Annotated in this window: 20 protein-coding genes; 17 read left to right on the top strand and 3 right to left on the bottom strand. The window is 63.5% G+C overall.

Annotated features, from left to right (window positions below; genetic code table 11):
• Nucleotides 1-156: 156 nt before the first annotated feature.
• Both greB and ACE3OV_RS09550 read right to left on the bottom strand, forming a co-directional pair.
• Entirely contained in the window at nucleotides 157-714 is a 558-nt protein-coding gene (gene greB / locus ACE3OV_RS09555) for a transcription elongation factor GreB (protein ID WP_374326796.1), read from the bottom strand.
• Nucleotides 714-1,022: a hypothetical protein gene (locus tag ACE3OV_RS09550; RefSeq protein WP_374326795.1), complete on the bottom strand. Its 309-nt coding sequence runs from the start codon at nucleotides 1,020-1,022 to the stop codon at nucleotides 714-716. The genes greB and ACE3OV_RS09550 overlap by 1 nt, the downstream gene beginning before the upstream one ends.
• Nucleotides 1,023-1,091: 69 nt before the next feature.
• Here ACE3OV_RS09550 and ACE3OV_RS09545 point away from each other — a divergent pair, with 69 nt between their 5' ends.
• From ACE3OV_RS09545 to ACE3OV_RS09495, 11 genes are all read left to right on the top strand, one after another.
• Nucleotides 1,092-1,313, top strand: a complete 222-nt coding sequence (locus ACE3OV_RS09545; RefSeq protein ID WP_374326794.1) for a YdcH family protein — start codon at nucleotides 1,092-1,094, stop codon at nucleotides 1,311-1,313.
• 38 nt (nucleotides 1,314-1,351) lie between these two features.
• Complete coding sequence (locus ACE3OV_RS09540) at nucleotides 1,352-1,675, top strand: hypothetical protein (protein ID WP_374326793.1); 324 nt, start codon at nucleotides 1,352-1,354, stop codon at nucleotides 1,673-1,675.
• 26 nt (nucleotides 1,676-1,701) lie between these two features.
• Nucleotides 1,702-2,748 (top strand): aldo/keto reductase, encoded by a 1,047-nt coding sequence (locus ACE3OV_RS09535; protein WP_374326792.1) that lies wholly within the window; start codon nucleotides 1,702-1,704, stop codon nucleotides 2,746-2,748.
• Nucleotides 2,745-3,539 carry a ferritin-like domain-containing protein gene (locus ACE3OV_RS09530; protein ID WP_374326790.1) on the top strand — a complete coding sequence of 265 codons (795 nt, stop codon included), beginning with the start codon at nucleotides 2,745-2,747 and terminating at the stop codon, nucleotides 3,537-3,539. Before ACE3OV_RS09535 ends, ACE3OV_RS09530 begins: the two co-directional genes overlap by 4 nt.
• Nucleotides 3,540-3,732: 193 nt before the next feature.
• Nucleotides 3,733-5,568, top strand: coding sequence for a DEAD/DEAH box helicase (locus tag ACE3OV_RS09525; protein ID WP_374326789.1), 1,836 nt, complete (start codon nucleotides 3,733-3,735; stop codon nucleotides 5,566-5,568).
• Nucleotides 5,569-5,998: 430 nt separating this feature from the next.
• Nucleotides 5,999-6,265, top strand: coding sequence for a hypothetical protein (locus ACE3OV_RS09520; RefSeq protein ID WP_374326788.1), 267 nt, complete (start codon nucleotides 5,999-6,001; stop codon nucleotides 6,263-6,265).
• Between the two features lie 20 nt (nucleotides 6,266-6,285).
• Nucleotides 6,286-6,900: a 30S ribosomal protein S4 gene (rpsD, locus tag ACE3OV_RS09515; protein ID WP_374326786.1), complete on the top strand. Its 615-nt coding sequence runs from the start codon at nucleotides 6,286-6,288 to the stop codon at nucleotides 6,898-6,900.
• 20 nt (nucleotides 6,901-6,920) lie between these two features.
• Nucleotides 6,921-7,163 carry a hemin uptake protein HemP gene (hemP, locus tag ACE3OV_RS09510; RefSeq protein WP_374326785.1) on the top strand — a complete coding sequence of 81 codons (243 nt, stop codon included), beginning with the start codon at nucleotides 6,921-6,923 and terminating at the stop codon, nucleotides 7,161-7,163.
• Between the two features lie 262 nt (nucleotides 7,164-7,425).
• On the top strand, nucleotides 7,426-7,629 hold the full coding sequence (locus ACE3OV_RS09505) for a hypothetical protein (protein ID WP_374326784.1): 204 nt from the start codon (nucleotides 7,426-7,428) through the stop codon (nucleotides 7,627-7,629).
• The gene (locus tag ACE3OV_RS09500; protein WP_374326783.1) at nucleotides 7,613-8,080 is read left to right on the top strand and encodes a hypothetical protein; all 468 of its coding nucleotides are present in this window, start codon (nucleotides 7,613-7,615) and stop codon (nucleotides 8,078-8,080) included. Before ACE3OV_RS09505 ends, ACE3OV_RS09500 begins: the two co-directional genes overlap by 17 nt.
• A complete protein-coding gene (locus tag ACE3OV_RS09495; RefSeq protein ID WP_374326781.1) occupies nucleotides 8,077-8,373 on the top strand; it encodes a hypothetical protein in 297 nt (98 codons plus the stop codon). The genes ACE3OV_RS09500 and ACE3OV_RS09495 overlap by 4 nt, the downstream gene beginning before the upstream one ends.
• Nucleotides 8,374-8,616: 243 nt before the next feature.
• Here ACE3OV_RS09495 and ACE3OV_RS09490 read toward each other — a convergent pair whose 3' ends face one another.
• Nucleotides 8,617-9,033, bottom strand: coding sequence for a hypothetical protein (locus ACE3OV_RS09490; RefSeq protein WP_374326780.1), 417 nt, complete (start codon nucleotides 9,031-9,033; stop codon nucleotides 8,617-8,619).
• Between the two features lie 219 nt (nucleotides 9,034-9,252).
• Here ACE3OV_RS09490 and ACE3OV_RS09485 point away from each other — a divergent pair, with 219 nt between their 5' ends.
• From ACE3OV_RS09485 to ACE3OV_RS09460, 6 genes are all read left to right on the top strand, one after another.
• Nucleotides 9,253-9,579 (top strand): TonB-dependent receptor plug domain-containing protein, encoded by a 327-nt coding sequence (locus tag ACE3OV_RS09485; protein WP_374326804.1) that lies wholly within the window; start codon nucleotides 9,253-9,255, stop codon nucleotides 9,577-9,579.
• A 132-nt stretch (nucleotides 9,580-9,711) separates the two neighbouring features.
• The gene (gene hemP / locus ACE3OV_RS09480; RefSeq protein ID WP_374326779.1) at nucleotides 9,712-9,888 is read left to right on the top strand and encodes a hemin uptake protein HemP; all 177 of its coding nucleotides are present in this window, start codon (nucleotides 9,712-9,714) and stop codon (nucleotides 9,886-9,888) included.
• Between the two features lie 98 nt (nucleotides 9,889-9,986).
• On the top strand, nucleotides 9,987-10,631 hold the full coding sequence (locus ACE3OV_RS09475; protein ID WP_374326778.1) for an energy transducer TonB: 645 nt from the start codon (nucleotides 9,987-9,989) through the stop codon (nucleotides 10,629-10,631).
• A gap of 2 nt (nucleotides 10,632-10,633) precedes the next feature.
• Nucleotides 10,634-11,380, top strand: coding sequence for a MotA/TolQ/ExbB proton channel family protein (locus tag ACE3OV_RS09470; RefSeq protein ID WP_374326777.1), 747 nt, complete (start codon nucleotides 10,634-10,636; stop codon nucleotides 11,378-11,380).
• A gap of 1 nt (nucleotide 11,381) precedes the next feature.
• Nucleotides 11,382-11,807 (top strand): ExbD/TolR family protein, encoded by a 426-nt coding sequence (locus tag ACE3OV_RS09465; RefSeq protein ID WP_374326775.1) that lies wholly within the window; start codon nucleotides 11,382-11,384, stop codon nucleotides 11,805-11,807.
• 39 nt (nucleotides 11,808-11,846) lie between these two features.
• Nucleotides 11,847-12,566, top strand: coding sequence for a hypothetical protein (locus tag ACE3OV_RS09460; protein ID WP_374326774.1), 720 nt, complete (start codon nucleotides 11,847-11,849; stop codon nucleotides 12,564-12,566).
• Nucleotides 12,567-12,580 lie beyond the last annotated feature (14 nt).

Genomic DNA, 12,580 nt, shown 5'->3' with positions numbered 1-12,580 from the left:
CGAGATTATGAAGCAACTTCTCACTTCCGTCAAGCACTTCAGAAAAATTTCTTTCTCCTCACTGCCTGCCTCACTCCGCCGAAAACCCCGGCACCGCAAGGAAGGTGCGCATTCTACACATCAAATTCCGCGCGTCAACTCGTTTCGGAAAAAAACTTAATTGAGGGCTTGGTAGCGGACTTCGACGATGTCGATTTCGCGAATACCAACCGGGCTTTGGAAACGAATCGAGTCGCCCTCGCGCGCCTTGATCAATGCGCGGGCCAGTGGCGATATCCAACTGATGCGCCCTAGCGAGGCATCGGCCTCGTCGATGCCGACGATGGTGTAGGTGTTTTCTGCCCCCTGCGCATCGGCAACCGTAACGGTGGCACCAAAGAAGACCTGATCGTTGTCGCCCTGGCGCAGGGGATCGACGATCTCGGCAATATCCAGACGTTTGGTCAGGAAACGGATGCGCCGATCGATCTCGCGCAGACGGCGCTTGCCATAGATATAGTCGCCATTTTCCGAACGGTCGCCATTCGAGGCTGCCCAGGCAACGATTTCGACGACATGCGGGCGCTCCCGCTTGACCAGGTGTTCCAGCTCGGATTTCAGCCGGGCATGCCCGGCCGGCGTGATGTAGTTGCGGGTTCCCGGAGGGATGCGCAAGGCTGGTTGAAGCTCCTCGTCGTCATCCCCTTCGCTTTCGCGGACGAAAGCCTTGTTCATCAATAACCGATACTGTATTGCTCGACATCGACCCGGATCAGGTCACGTCCGAGAATGGCCGCCGTATTGCGGGCGAACTGTTCGGCCCAGGCGGCCTGCTCGCGGAAACGGCCGGCGCCGGCATACTTGGCAACGCTGAGGATACGGTCGACTGCCAGAATCTTGCCGGTCGGGGTCGAGACGTCGCATTCGAGCGCGACGAATTCGCGGTCGAACCACTGACGCGCCTCGTCGGCGGCCCCGGTGTCAGTCAGACGGTATTCGAATTCTTCGCCTTTGCCGAACGACACGATGATGTGGTGCTGCATTACTGTTCTCCTCCTGTTCTTGGTTCGGTTATTCTAAGCAAAAGCACATATGCTGTCAGGAGCCACATCATGTCTCTCCATCCGCTCAGCGACGAGGAAACCAGCGATATCCGGCTGCAACTCAACGAGTTGCGGGTGGAACATCGCGACCTTGATCTGGTGATCACCCATCTGATCGAAAATCCGCCGCCGGATGAATTGCTGGTGCGGCGGCTGAAGAAGCGCAAGCTGGTGCTCAAGGACCGCATATTGATTCTGGAACAGATGCTGGTACCCGACATTCCCGCCTGAGCATCCTCCGCAAATTCAAAACACGCATATATATAGCAGTGCATTTCCCCGACAACGCTTTCGGCGACCCTTTCGACATCTCCCGCCTTCCCTTGCGCCGCCCGGCAACCGGCTACGCCGTGCAGATGCTCGATACCGACACCCTGCTCGACTGCCAGCGCAATGAGTTCATGCCCGTCAGGAACAGCAGCCTGCAGGCCTTGTTCGACGACTTTTCGTCGGCCAGGGAAGCTGCCGCCAACTGGGTGCGGCAACATTGCTCCTCGCCCGACGCACATCGGCTGGCCATCGTCCCCGCCAGCTACGACCCGGTGCTGCAGCGCCATGTCCTGATCTACGGCGTGCTCACCGCCCATCCCTGACCCAACACTTCACGGAGCCCAAGACCATGAGCCTGTTCCATCGCCGCCCGCTCGGGCGCAGTTCGCTGTCCGTCCCCGACGTCTGTCTCGGCACGATGACCTTCGGCGAGCAAACCACCGAAGCCGACGCCCACGCCCAGCTCGACTACGCACTGGAACACGGCGTCAATTTCATCGACACCGCCGAAATGTATGCCGTGCCGCCGCGCGCCGAAACCTGCGGCGCCTCGGAAAGCATCGTCGGCCGCTGGTTGAAGCGGCAGGCGCGGGAGAAGATCATCGTGGCCACCAAGGTCGCCGGCCCCAGCCGCAACCTCGACTGGATCCGCGGCGGCCCTCTGGCGCTCGATCGCGCCAACATCCGCGCCGCCGTCGAGGGCTCGCTGCAGCGCCTGCAGACCGACTACATCGACCTTTATCAATTGCACTGGCCGGAGCGCAACCAGCCGATGTTCGGCCAATGGCAGTACGACCCGGCCAAGGAACGCGAATGCACGCCGATCCGCGCCCAACTCGAAGCGCTGGCCGAACTGGTGGCCGAGGGCAAGGTTCGCCACGTCGCAGTATCGAACGAACACCCCTGGGGCATCATGGCATTCACCCGGCTGGCCGATGAATTCGGGCTGCCGCGCATCGCGTCGACGCAGAACGCCTACAGCCTGCTCAACCGGACCCACGAAACGGCAATGACCGAAACCTGCCACCGCGAAGGCGTCGGCCTGCTCGCCTATTCGCCGCTCGCCTTCGGCCACCTGACCGGCAAATACCTGGCCGATCCGGCAGCAGCCGGGCGGCTGACGCAATGGCCGAATTTCGGCCAGCGCTACACCAAGCCCAACGTCGCTCCGGCCGTCGCCGCCTACGCCGAACTGGCGCGCAGTCACGCCCTGACGCCGACGCAACTGGCGCTCGGCTTCGTCCGCTCGCGCTGGTTCGTCGCCAGCACCATCATCGGCGCCTCGTCGCTGGCGCAACTCAAGGAAACCCTGCCGGCAACGCTGACGCCGATGCATGGCGAGCTGCTCGAAGCGATCGACGCCATCCACCTGCGCTACACCAACCCGGCGCCGTGAGCGAATCGCTGTTCGCACGACTGGCCGAGGCCCTGGCCGCCACCGAAATCGACGCAAAGCTGGCACTGACCGCCGGCGTCGACGCCGACTGGCGCGCCGGCCGCCTCGACTGGCAGGACGCCACACCGCTCGAGCTGCACTGCGGCCGGCCGGCGCGGCCCGAGATCGTGCCGCCGAAAGCCGTGCCGCAACGCAGCCCGACGACCCCGGAAGGGCGCGCCCGGCTGCTGCACGCCATCGTCCATATCGAATTCACCGCGATCAATCTGGCGCTCGACCACGCCGCCCGCTTCCGCAGCCTGCCGCAAGCCTATTACGCCGACTGGATCGGCGTCGCCGCCGAAGAAGCGGCGCATTTCTCGCTGCTACGCGAACGGCTCGCCAGCTACGGCCACGATTACGGCGATTTTCCGGCCCACGCCGGCCTCTGGGAAATGGCCGAGAAGACCGCCCACGACCCGCTCGCCCGCATGGCGCTGGTGCCGCGCCTTCTCGAAGCACGCGGCCTCGACGCGACGCCGCCGATCCAGCGACGCTTGGCGGAGAACGGCGATGAAGCGAGCGCGCGCGCCCTCGACATCATCCTGCGCGACGAAATCGGCCACGTCGGCCTCGGCGACCGCTGGTTCCGGACCTTCTGCGAACAGCGCGGAAACGATGCCGAAATCACCTACCGCGAGTTGCTGCATACCTACAAGGCGCCGCGCCCGGCCACGCCGATGAATGAAAAAGCCCGCCTGCAGGCCGGTTTCAGTGCCGCCGAACTGGCAGCACTGGCAAAAAAAAGGTAGAATAATCAGTTCAATGCGTTGATGCATCGCCCGCAGTAATTCCGAGCAGCCCCCGGTTTTTCAGGTTCTTGTGCAGGATTCACCCCATTGATTTCTTCCCCGGCATGGCTGCGTCGGGGTCACCCAGGCCGCCCGCGATTCGGGCGAATACCGCTGCCCGTCGCGAACCGGCAGCGCGGAAAGGAACAGCATCATGACGTCTACCGTCGACAGCTTTGCCGAACTCGGCTTGAGCGAATCCCTGCTCAAGACCCTGAGCGAAATCGGTTACGAAACTCCCTCCCCGATCCAGGCCCACTGCATCCCGATCCTGCTCGATGGCCGCGACATGATCGGCATGGCGCAGACCGGCACCGGCAAGACCGCCGCCTTCGCGCTGCCCTTGATGGAAACCATCGATATCAAGGTCGCCAAGCCGCAGGCCCTGATCCTGACGCCGACGCGCGAACTGGCGATCCAGGTCGCCGAAGCGCTGCAGAGCTACGCCAAGAACCTGCCAGGCTTCCACGTGCTGCCGATCTACGGCGGCCAGAGCTACACCATCCAGTTGAAGCAACTGGCGCGCGGCGCCCACGTCATCGTCGGCACGCCGGGCCGGGTCATGGACCACCTTGAGCGCAAGACGCTCAACCTCGACCACCTGAAGACCCTGGTCCTCGACGAAGCCGACGAAATGCTGCGCATGGGCTTCATCGACGACGTCGAGTGGATTCTCGAACACACGCCCGAGCAGCACCAGACCGCGCTGTTCTCGGCGACGATGCCAGAACAGATCCGCCGTGTCGCCCAGAAGTACCTGGTCGATCCCAAGGAAATCAAGATCAAGTCGGCCACCGCCACGGTCGCCGCCATCCGCCAGGTGTACTGGCAGGTTTCCGGCCTGCACAAGCTCGACGCGCTGACCCGCATCCTCGAAGTTGAAGAGGATTTCGACGCCGCCATCATCTTCGTGCGCACCAAGACCGCCACCGTCGAACTGGCCGACAAGCTCAACGCCCGCGGCTACGCCGCCGCCGCGCTGAACGGCGACCTCAACCAGCAGATGCGCGAACGCGTCATCGACCAGTTGAAGTCGGGTGCGCTGGACATCGTCATCGCCACCGACGTCGCCGCCCGCGGCATCGACGTGCCGCGCATCAGCCACGTGGTGAACTACGACATCCCGTACGACACCGAAGCCTACGTGCACCGTATCGGCCGTACCGGCCGCGCCGGCCGCACCGGCAACGCCATCCTCTTCGTTGCGCCGCGCGAAATCCGCATGCTGCGCACCATCGAACGTGCCACCCGGCAGCCGATCGCGCCGTTGACCCTGCCCAGCCGCGCCGACGTGACCAACAAGCGGGTTGCCGACTTCAAGGCCAAGGTCGCCGAAGTCCTGGAAGCCGAAGGCCTCGATTTCTTCGCCAACATCGTCTCGCAACTGTGTGAGGAGAAGGATGTCGGCGCCGAGGAAGTCGCTGCCGCGCTGGCCATGATGGCCCAGGAAGGCAAGCCGCTGCAGGTTGCCGGCGAAGATCCGGCACCGCGCCCCTTCCGCGACGACAACAGCGAGCGCCGCCCGGCCAGCTTCGCCGACCGCGAACGCAAGCCGCGCTTCGAGGAGCGCGGCGAACGCAGCGAACGGCCGCGTTTTGAAGAGCGTGGCGAGCGTCCGCGTTTCGAAGACCGCCCGCCGCGCAGCGAGCGTCCGGCCCGTCCGGCGCCGGCCGGCGACATGGTGCGCTACCGCATCGATGTCGGCCGTGACCATGGCGTCGAAGTGCGCGACATCGTCGGGGCGATTGCCAACGAAGCCGGCATCGAAAGCCGCTTCATAGGCCGCATCGGCCTCTACGAGGAATCGAGCACGGTCGAACTGCCCGCCGGCATGCCCGCCGAAGCGGCGAACGCGCTGAAGCGCACCCGCATCCGGGGCGTGCCGATCAACCTGCGCCAGGACGAAGGTCGCCCGGGCGGCGGTTTCGGTGGCGAACGCAAATTCGACGGCGAACGCAAGTTCAAGAAGAAGCCGTTCGCCGACCGCTGAACGCAGGGCAACTACCACAAAAGGCAGCTTCGCCCCGCAATGCCGTTCCGCTAGAGTCTTTTTCTGGTAACGAACGGTGTGGCGTTTTGGCAGAGCTTTGACGATACGGGGGCATTGACGCCCCCGTTGTTTTTTGACGATGACAAACTGCATCTGAGCAAAGCGATCAAACCGGCGCCACCCACGAAATGAACGACGGCTCGCTGGTGTAGCTTCCTGAACCAGGCAAGGGCGCGACGGACGACCAGCGCCTTCTGGAACACGCACGGACTCCCCGCCTTGCTGCCGACCGATCGCCAACACGACACGAAGCCGATCGGCATAAAACGCTTGACAAACGAACGACAAGTGCGAATAATTCGCATTCTGTTAGCCAGCTAGCGTCTTTTCCGCAAGCCAGCCAGTTTCCCCGAAACGTCTGGAGTGCCCCATGGAAAACGCTGACATGCCCCTCGAACTCCGGCTGGCTGCCGTCATTCAACTGCTGTCCTCGTCCGCGCTGCGCGGCGCCACCTTCCACAAGACGGAAGCCCTGCGCGCCCATCTGCGCAGCGTGGCTGACAGCGACGGCCTCAACCCTTACCTGAAAAGAACGCTGCGGGAAGTCCTCGGCGGTTGGGAAGCGGTTAGCTGCCACCCGGCGTCGATTCCCGTCGATTTCCATTCCCTGGCCGAAACCAGCTACCAAACCCACTGACAATATCCAGAGAGAACTTCATGTCCCGTTATACCGGCCCCCGCCTCAAAGTCCTGCGTGCCCTCGGCGTCGACCTGCCCGGGCTGTCACGCAAATCCATGCAGGAAAGAGCCCAGCCACCCGGACAGCACGGTGCGCGCAAGGTTACGGCGCGCAAATCGGAATTCGGCCTGCAATTGATGGAAAAGCAGAAGCTGCGCTACAACTACGGGCTGACCGAACGCCAGCTCCGTCGCGCCGTTGCCGACGCCAAGAAGCACCGCGGCGCCACCGGCGACAAGCTGGTCGAACTACTCGAACGCCGTCTCGACAACATGGTCTTCCGCGCCGGTTTCGCGCCGACCATCCCAGCCGCCCGGCAGTTGGTGAGCCACGGCCATTTCCAGTTGAACGGCAGACGCGTCACCATTCCCTCGATCCGCCTGCGCGTCGGCGATGCCTTCGGGCCAACCGAAGCCGGCAGCAAGATCGACCTCGTCCGCGCCACACTGGAAGACCCGGTACTGGAACGCCCGGAGTGGATCGCCCTCGACAGCGCCACCACCGCGCGCCTCAGCCATCTGCCCGGCGGCGACGCCGCCCCCTTCCCGCTCGACCTGCAGCGCGTCGTCGAATACTACGCCACCCGGATGTAAGTCTCTGAAAGGAGCTCACCATGGAACAGAACCAGCAGACCCTGCGTATTCCCTTCCTTCAGGCCACTGGCCCACGTGGCACGCTGCGCCTGAACCGCGACAAGACGCCTGTCCCAGGCGGGGAGGCCAGCGGCGTCTGCACCGCCCGCTGCATTTCCAGCGACAGCCTGTTCGGCAACTGCAACGAAATCTGCATCCGTCACTGCGGCGCCGATTACCGCCTGCGCATCACTCGCCAGGACAAGCTGATCCTGACCAAGTAAGCAAATCCGAGCAAGCCGGAGCAGCTCGCTGACCCCGCCTGCTCCACCGGAGGGCGCCGATCACACGCCGGCGCCCTCCACCCGATTCCACATGCACAAATAGCAACAATTCTTATTTGACCAGGCTTCCAGCAATCGGTATATTGAGACCGATTCTCAATTGAGGAGGTGACATCATGAACAGTCTGTTGATCAATACCGGTATCGCCGCGCTCCTGCTCTGGCTGATGATTACCAGCGCCGCAGCCTGAGGAGGAATAGCATGCCGAACAGCAATCTGTGGGCCGCCACCCTGAGTCTGCTCCTGATTCATGAAGAAACTGGTTGCCGGCAGTCGGCCTTACACGCCGCCCGTCTGCTCGACCATCTCTGCGATCTGGAGATCGACGACGAGACACGCCAACTGTGCGAGCGCGCCAGCCTGCGCCTCGGCGATCCGGAGAAAGTGCATGCTTGCGCCGCTTGAAAACCGCGCCATCCTCGAACGCGAGACAAGGCCCGACAACACGCAGGGCAATCCCCTGCTCGCCGAGAACCTGGCCCTGCGCCACGCGCTGCGCCAGGCACGCAGCAGCCGCAAGCGCCTGCTGACACTGCACGCCACCCGTCTGGCCGAACAGGACGAACGCCTGAAGGCGCTGGAGAACGAGCGTGATGCACTGCGCCAGCGCCTCGGACAGTTCGAATCGGGTCAGGCCATCGTCGAACTCGGGCAACAGCTGATGGCGGCGCGGGCAGCCGAGCAGCAACTGATGGCCGCCATACAGCGGGTCTGGCAGCTCGACAAAACCCTGTGCGCCGCACATCGCGAATGCGAGCGACTGGCCAACGAACGCGACCGGCTCGCCCGCCGCCTGTGCCATCGGCCGGCGGACGCCGGATACCCGGCCGCCAAGCAAGCGGAGCCCCGCGATTGAAAACCCATCTGCTGATCCTGATCCTCGCCGCCAGCCTGAACCACAGCGCATTCGCCCATGACCACCCGGTCGAGGACCTGCTGGAACTTCCCCACCCGCCACGCTCTCTGCTTCAGGGAGAACTGGCGCAAACGCTCAACGACGACCGGAAAGCCCAGGTTCAAGCACTACGCAGCGAGATTCAGCCCCAGTTCCTGGCCCTGATGGGCGAAGCGCTGCCGATCCAGGAAAGGCTGCAGGCGGCAGCCAACGATTACGACAACCGCAATCCTCCGTCAGCCGTCAGCCGCTGACCTCGAACGCCTCGCCAGAATCCGCATCCGGATGAGCGAGATCATGGCTGGCGCCTACAAGCGCCTCAAACTGATCCTGGATGGCCCGCGCTGGCAGGCGTTGCAGGCTGATCTGGCACATCGCCGCTGAACGCCTCGCCGCCATCCGGCATGCGCACGCCAGTTCAAGCCGGACGTCGAATGGCGCTTCTGAAAAAAATGGCGCTGACCAAAGCCAGCGCCATTTTTCACGTGCGAGCCAGCTTAGAAAACAACCACTTTGCGTTGCGGTTCGAGCAGTGCCTTGCCCATCGCGTCCGGCTTGGCGGCGGTGACGCCATCCTTCAGCTGGTCTGGCGTATGACCGCTGTTCGGCAGGTAGAGCGCGCAAACCGAAGCGGTCGCGCCCTTCTTCATCGCGCCGTCGAGCATCTGTGCCGGCGTCACATTCTTCGGCTTGAGCGCTTCGCCACCGGCACCCTTGAGTGCCAGATCACCAGCCTTGTCACACAGCAGGATATGCACCTGACCACCTTGCTCCTGCATCTGGGTTGCCAGTACCAGGGCGACGCCCTGGCTCATCGTGCTGGCGGAATTGACGATCACGGTGACCGCCTGCCCTTCGGCCTGGGCGACGCCGGCGGTGAGAGCGAAAGCGGCAGCGATGAGGGATTTTTTCATGGAATGAACTCCTGTTGGGGTTGGAAACGGGCGCCACCTCGAGCGGCATCCCAATAGTTTATTAGAAATCTCTAATAAAATGAAATTTGAATTGAATTAAATCGCGAACCATTCGCACCTAATAGACTGCGCGCAGTTTTCCTTCCGGCAAGCCAGCTCGATGGCTACCAGCCTCCACTGAGTCAGTCATGAAGCTGCCGCGCCCCCCCTGCTTTCCGCATCCCTTGCCTTTTCCGAGCTCCACGCCGAAGAAAGCACACTGTCCACAGTCAAGGTCAGCGCCGAGGGCTATGCCGCCGCCGACCTGGGAATACCAATCGCCAGCGGTTCGCTCGAACGCGACGAAATCGCTCCCCCCGCGGCGCCGCCAACGACAGCGCGCAAGGGCAGAACCTGCTCATCCGAGGCCGGGGCAAGGAAAGCATCGTCCTGCTGGTCGATGGCATGCGCTTCAATTCAGCGCAGCCGGTTGGCGCCACCGTTTCCTTCATGACGCAGGGCCTGACCGAGCGGGTCGAAGTCGTGCGCGGCACGACTGCGTCTTGATGAACGCCTGGCAGAGCGACTACTCGCTGATGCTCGACGCGGCGATCTCATCCTGAATCTACTTCTTAATGGTATTGACAATCGTTCTTATTACTATAAAATTCACTCATCGCTTCCCTACGCAGCAACAAAATGAACAGTCAGCCGAAGAACCCACCGCCAGCGAACATCGCGCCGAATCCGGGCACCGTGACTCGACTCGAGAGCGGGGAAATCCTCAAGGGAGCCAATACCGTCGAAATCGAACACGCGGGCCAGCGCTACCTGCTGCGCGTCACCCGTGAAAACAAGCTGATCCTGACCAAATAACTTTCTCTCCGTTGTAAAACCTTTCCCGTCGCCAGCGCGCCAGATGCCAGCAAGCCAGGGTTTTTTTCAGGCGAGCAAGGGAAATCCTGAACATCGCCATGAGCTACACACTTCATCAACCTTCGAGCGCCCGGCGCGGCGGCTTGCTGAGCATCGTCATCGGCCTGCACGTCGGCGTCCTGCTCGCCGTCCTGGCAGCCAAGACGATCGCCCCGCAGATGGCCGAGACGCCGCTGGTCGTTGATCTCCTGCCGGCACCGCAGGTCGAGGATCAACCGCAGGCCAGGCCGCTTCCCGTCGTCCAGCCGCAACCGGTACCACGTAAGCCGGCACCGCTACCCAAGGCCCCCGCCCCCGTCCTCGAAACGACGAACAGCGCCGCCCCCGCCGAACTGGCGCCCATCGCCCCCCCCCCGGAAGTTGAACCGTCACCACCCGCACCACCCGTGCCACCGGCGGTCAGCCAGGCCCGCTTCGACACCGATTACCTGCGCAATCCGCCGCCGCCCTACCCGCCGCTGGCGCGCCGCATGGGCGAAGAAGGCAAGGTGATCCTGCGCGTTTCGGTGACCCCGCAAGGCACTGCGGAAGCAGTCGAAATCCGTACTTCCTCAGGCAGCAAGCGCCTCGACGAAGCGGCGCTGAAAACCGTGCGCAACTGGAAATTCATACCGGCCAAACGCGGCGATGTCGCCGTTCAGAGCTGGGTCCTGGTCCCCATCATCTTCAAACTGGAGCAATAAGCATGCAGGAAACCGTTCAGGAAAACGCCTTTGGCCTCGCCCATCTGTGGGCGCAGGGCGACACCGTGTCGCACAGCGTGGCGGTACTGATCGTCGCCATGTCGCTCGCCAGCTGGTACCTGATCCTGGCCAAGACCTGGGACTGGTGGCGCATGCGCAAGGCCGCCCGCGCCGTCACCGCTTTCTGGGCCGCGCCGACCGTCAGTGACGGCATCACCAGGCTGCGCGAGGCCGGCGAGGACAGCCCCTACGCCCAGCTTGCCACCCAGGCCAACTGTTGCAACCAAGATTGCGAAGGCATGAGCAGCCGGCTGTCTTCCCGCTTTGACCCGGCCGAGCAGATGGAACGTGCGTTACGCCAGCAGTTGTCGACCACCCAGGCGAGCATGGAAAACGGCCTCACCTTTCTCGCCACGACCGGCGCCACGGCGCCTTTCGTCGGTCTCTTCGGCACCGTCTGGGGCATCTATCACGCGCTGGTGGCAATCGGCATGACCGGTCAGGCGGCGCTGGAAAAGATCGCCGGCCCGGTCGGCGAGGCGCTGATCATGACCGCTGCCGGCCTCGCCGTCGCGCTGCCGGCCGTTTTCGCCTACAACACCTTCACCCGCGTCAATCGCGTCATCCTTGCCGACCTCGACGCCTTCGCCCACGACCTGCACGCCTTCTTCACGGTCGGCAAGCCGCTGGTCGCCAACAGCGCCCAGATTCACCCGATGCGCGCGCGTGCTGTAACGGAAGGGGCATGAGATGGCGATGGGCAGCTTCAACGGTACCGGCAGCCAGATGCCGACCGCCGAGATCAACATGACGCCACTGGTCGACGTGATGCTGGTGCTGCTGATCATCTTCATGATCACTGCACCGCTGATGACGCATTCGGTCAAGGTCGACCTGCCGCGCACCGCCAGCACGCCGACGCCGGACCAGCCGATGACGCTGCAGGTTTCGATCACCGCCGACAACCGGATCTTCATCGGCGAAGACGCCGTCGCTGCGACGATGCTGGAACCTCGCTTCCGCGACGCTGTCAGCCTTGACCCGAACGTCGAACTGCACCTCAAGGCCGACCGCGACAGCCGCTACGAAAGCGTCGCCGAAACCATGAGCGCGGCACGCCGCGCCGGCCTCGGCAAGATCGGCTTCGTCACCCAGCCCGCAACCGCCCATCCTTAACCCTCTTTTCCATTTGACGGAACTCACCGGAAATCCACCATGAAGACTCCCAGCCAAGTTTTTCTGAAAACCCCAGCCCGGCTCACCCTCCTCGCTGCTGCACTCCTGATCACCGCCCCGGCACATGCCGAAGGCCCGATGAACGTCGATGACGCCGGCACCCTGGACAAGGGCGGCATGAAAGTCGAAGCCGTGCTCGGCAAGGACGACCGCGAACGCAGTGCCGAAGCGCTGTTCGGCTTCAGTTTCATCGACCAGCTGGAAATGGAAATCGGCCTCGCCCGCGCCACCGACCATGCCACCGACCCGGACAGCCGGGCGCGCGGCGTCGGCTTTGGCGCCAAGTGGGTGCCCTACCAGAACGACACCGGCTGGTCGCTCGGCGCCCGCGTCGATTATGGCCGCACCCGCATTCACGACCGGGAAACGCCGGAAAAATTTACCGAGCACAGCTGGTCGGTCAGCGGTCTGGCTTCCTACCGTTGGGAAAGCGGCCAGGTCCTGCACATCAACCTGGGCGGCACCCGCACCCGCGCGCAAGGCGAATCGGAAACCCTCGGCACCTGGGGGGTCGGCTACGAATACCCGTTGCACGAGCGGGTGCAGCTGACGATGGAAATCTTTGGCGAGGAACATGCCCGTCCCGACAAGGCAATCGGCCTGCGCTACGAAGTATTCGACGGTTTCAAGGTTTCCGGCGCCGTTGGCCGGGGCAGCGAGCGCAGTTTCGGCCAGGTCGGTGTGGCCTGGGAATTCTGAACGCCGCCGCACAA

The sequence above is a fragment of the Azonexus sp. genome (assembly GCF_041909095.1).
Lineage (GTDB): Bacteria > Pseudomonadota > Gammaproteobacteria > Burkholderiales > Rhodocyclaceae > Azonexus.
Note: the sequence above shows the minus strand (reverse complement) of the source record. Positions and strands in the feature narration are given on the sequence as shown.

Coding starts and splice junctions, on each gene's coding strand:
- greB (WP_374326796.1), bottom strand. CDS start 714: ATGAACAAGGCTTTCGTCCGCGAAAGCGAAGGGGATGACGACGAGGAG.
- ACE3OV_RS09550 (WP_374326795.1), bottom strand. CDS start 1,022: ATGCAGCACCACATCATCGTGTCGTTCGGCAAAGGCGAAGAATTCGAA.
- ACE3OV_RS09545 (WP_374326794.1), top strand. CDS start 1,092: ATGTCTCTCCATCCGCTCAGCGACGAGGAAACCAGCGATATCCGGCTG.
- ACE3OV_RS09535 (WP_374326792.1), top strand. CDS start 1,702: ATGAGCCTGTTCCATCGCCGCCCGCTCGGGCGCAGTTCGCTGTCCGTC.
- ACE3OV_RS09525 (WP_374326789.1), top strand. CDS start 3,733: ATGACGTCTACCGTCGACAGCTTTGCCGAACTCGGCTTGAGCGAATCC.
- ACE3OV_RS09520 (WP_374326788.1), top strand. CDS start 5,999: ATGGAAAACGCTGACATGCCCCTCGAACTCCGGCTGGCTGCCGTCATT.
- rpsD (WP_374326786.1), top strand. CDS start 6,286: ATGTCCCGTTATACCGGCCCCCGCCTCAAAGTCCTGCGTGCCCTCGGC.
- hemP (WP_374326785.1), top strand. CDS start 6,921: ATGGAACAGAACCAGCAGACCCTGCGTATTCCCTTCCTTCAGGCCACT.
- ACE3OV_RS09505 (WP_374326784.1), top strand. CDS start 7,426: ATGCCGAACAGCAATCTGTGGGCCGCCACCCTGAGTCTGCTCCTGATT.
- ACE3OV_RS09500 (WP_374326783.1), top strand. CDS start 7,613: ATGCTTGCGCCGCTTGAAAACCGCGCCATCCTCGAACGCGAGACAAGG.
- ACE3OV_RS09490 (WP_374326780.1), bottom strand. CDS start 9,033: ATGAAAAAATCCCTCATCGCTGCCGCTTTCGCTCTCACCGCCGGCGTC.
- hemP (WP_374326779.1), top strand. CDS start 9,712: ATGAACAGTCAGCCGAAGAACCCACCGCCAGCGAACATCGCGCCGAAT.
- ACE3OV_RS09475 (WP_374326778.1), top strand. CDS start 9,987: ATGAGCTACACACTTCATCAACCTTCGAGCGCCCGGCGCGGCGGCTTG.
- ACE3OV_RS09470 (WP_374326777.1), top strand. CDS start 10,634: ATGCAGGAAACCGTTCAGGAAAACGCCTTTGGCCTCGCCCATCTGTGG.
- ACE3OV_RS09465 (WP_374326775.1), top strand. CDS start 11,382: ATGGCGATGGGCAGCTTCAACGGTACCGGCAGCCAGATGCCGACCGCC.
- ACE3OV_RS09460 (WP_374326774.1), top strand. CDS start 11,847: ATGAAGACTCCCAGCCAAGTTTTTCTGAAAACCCCAGCCCGGCTCACC.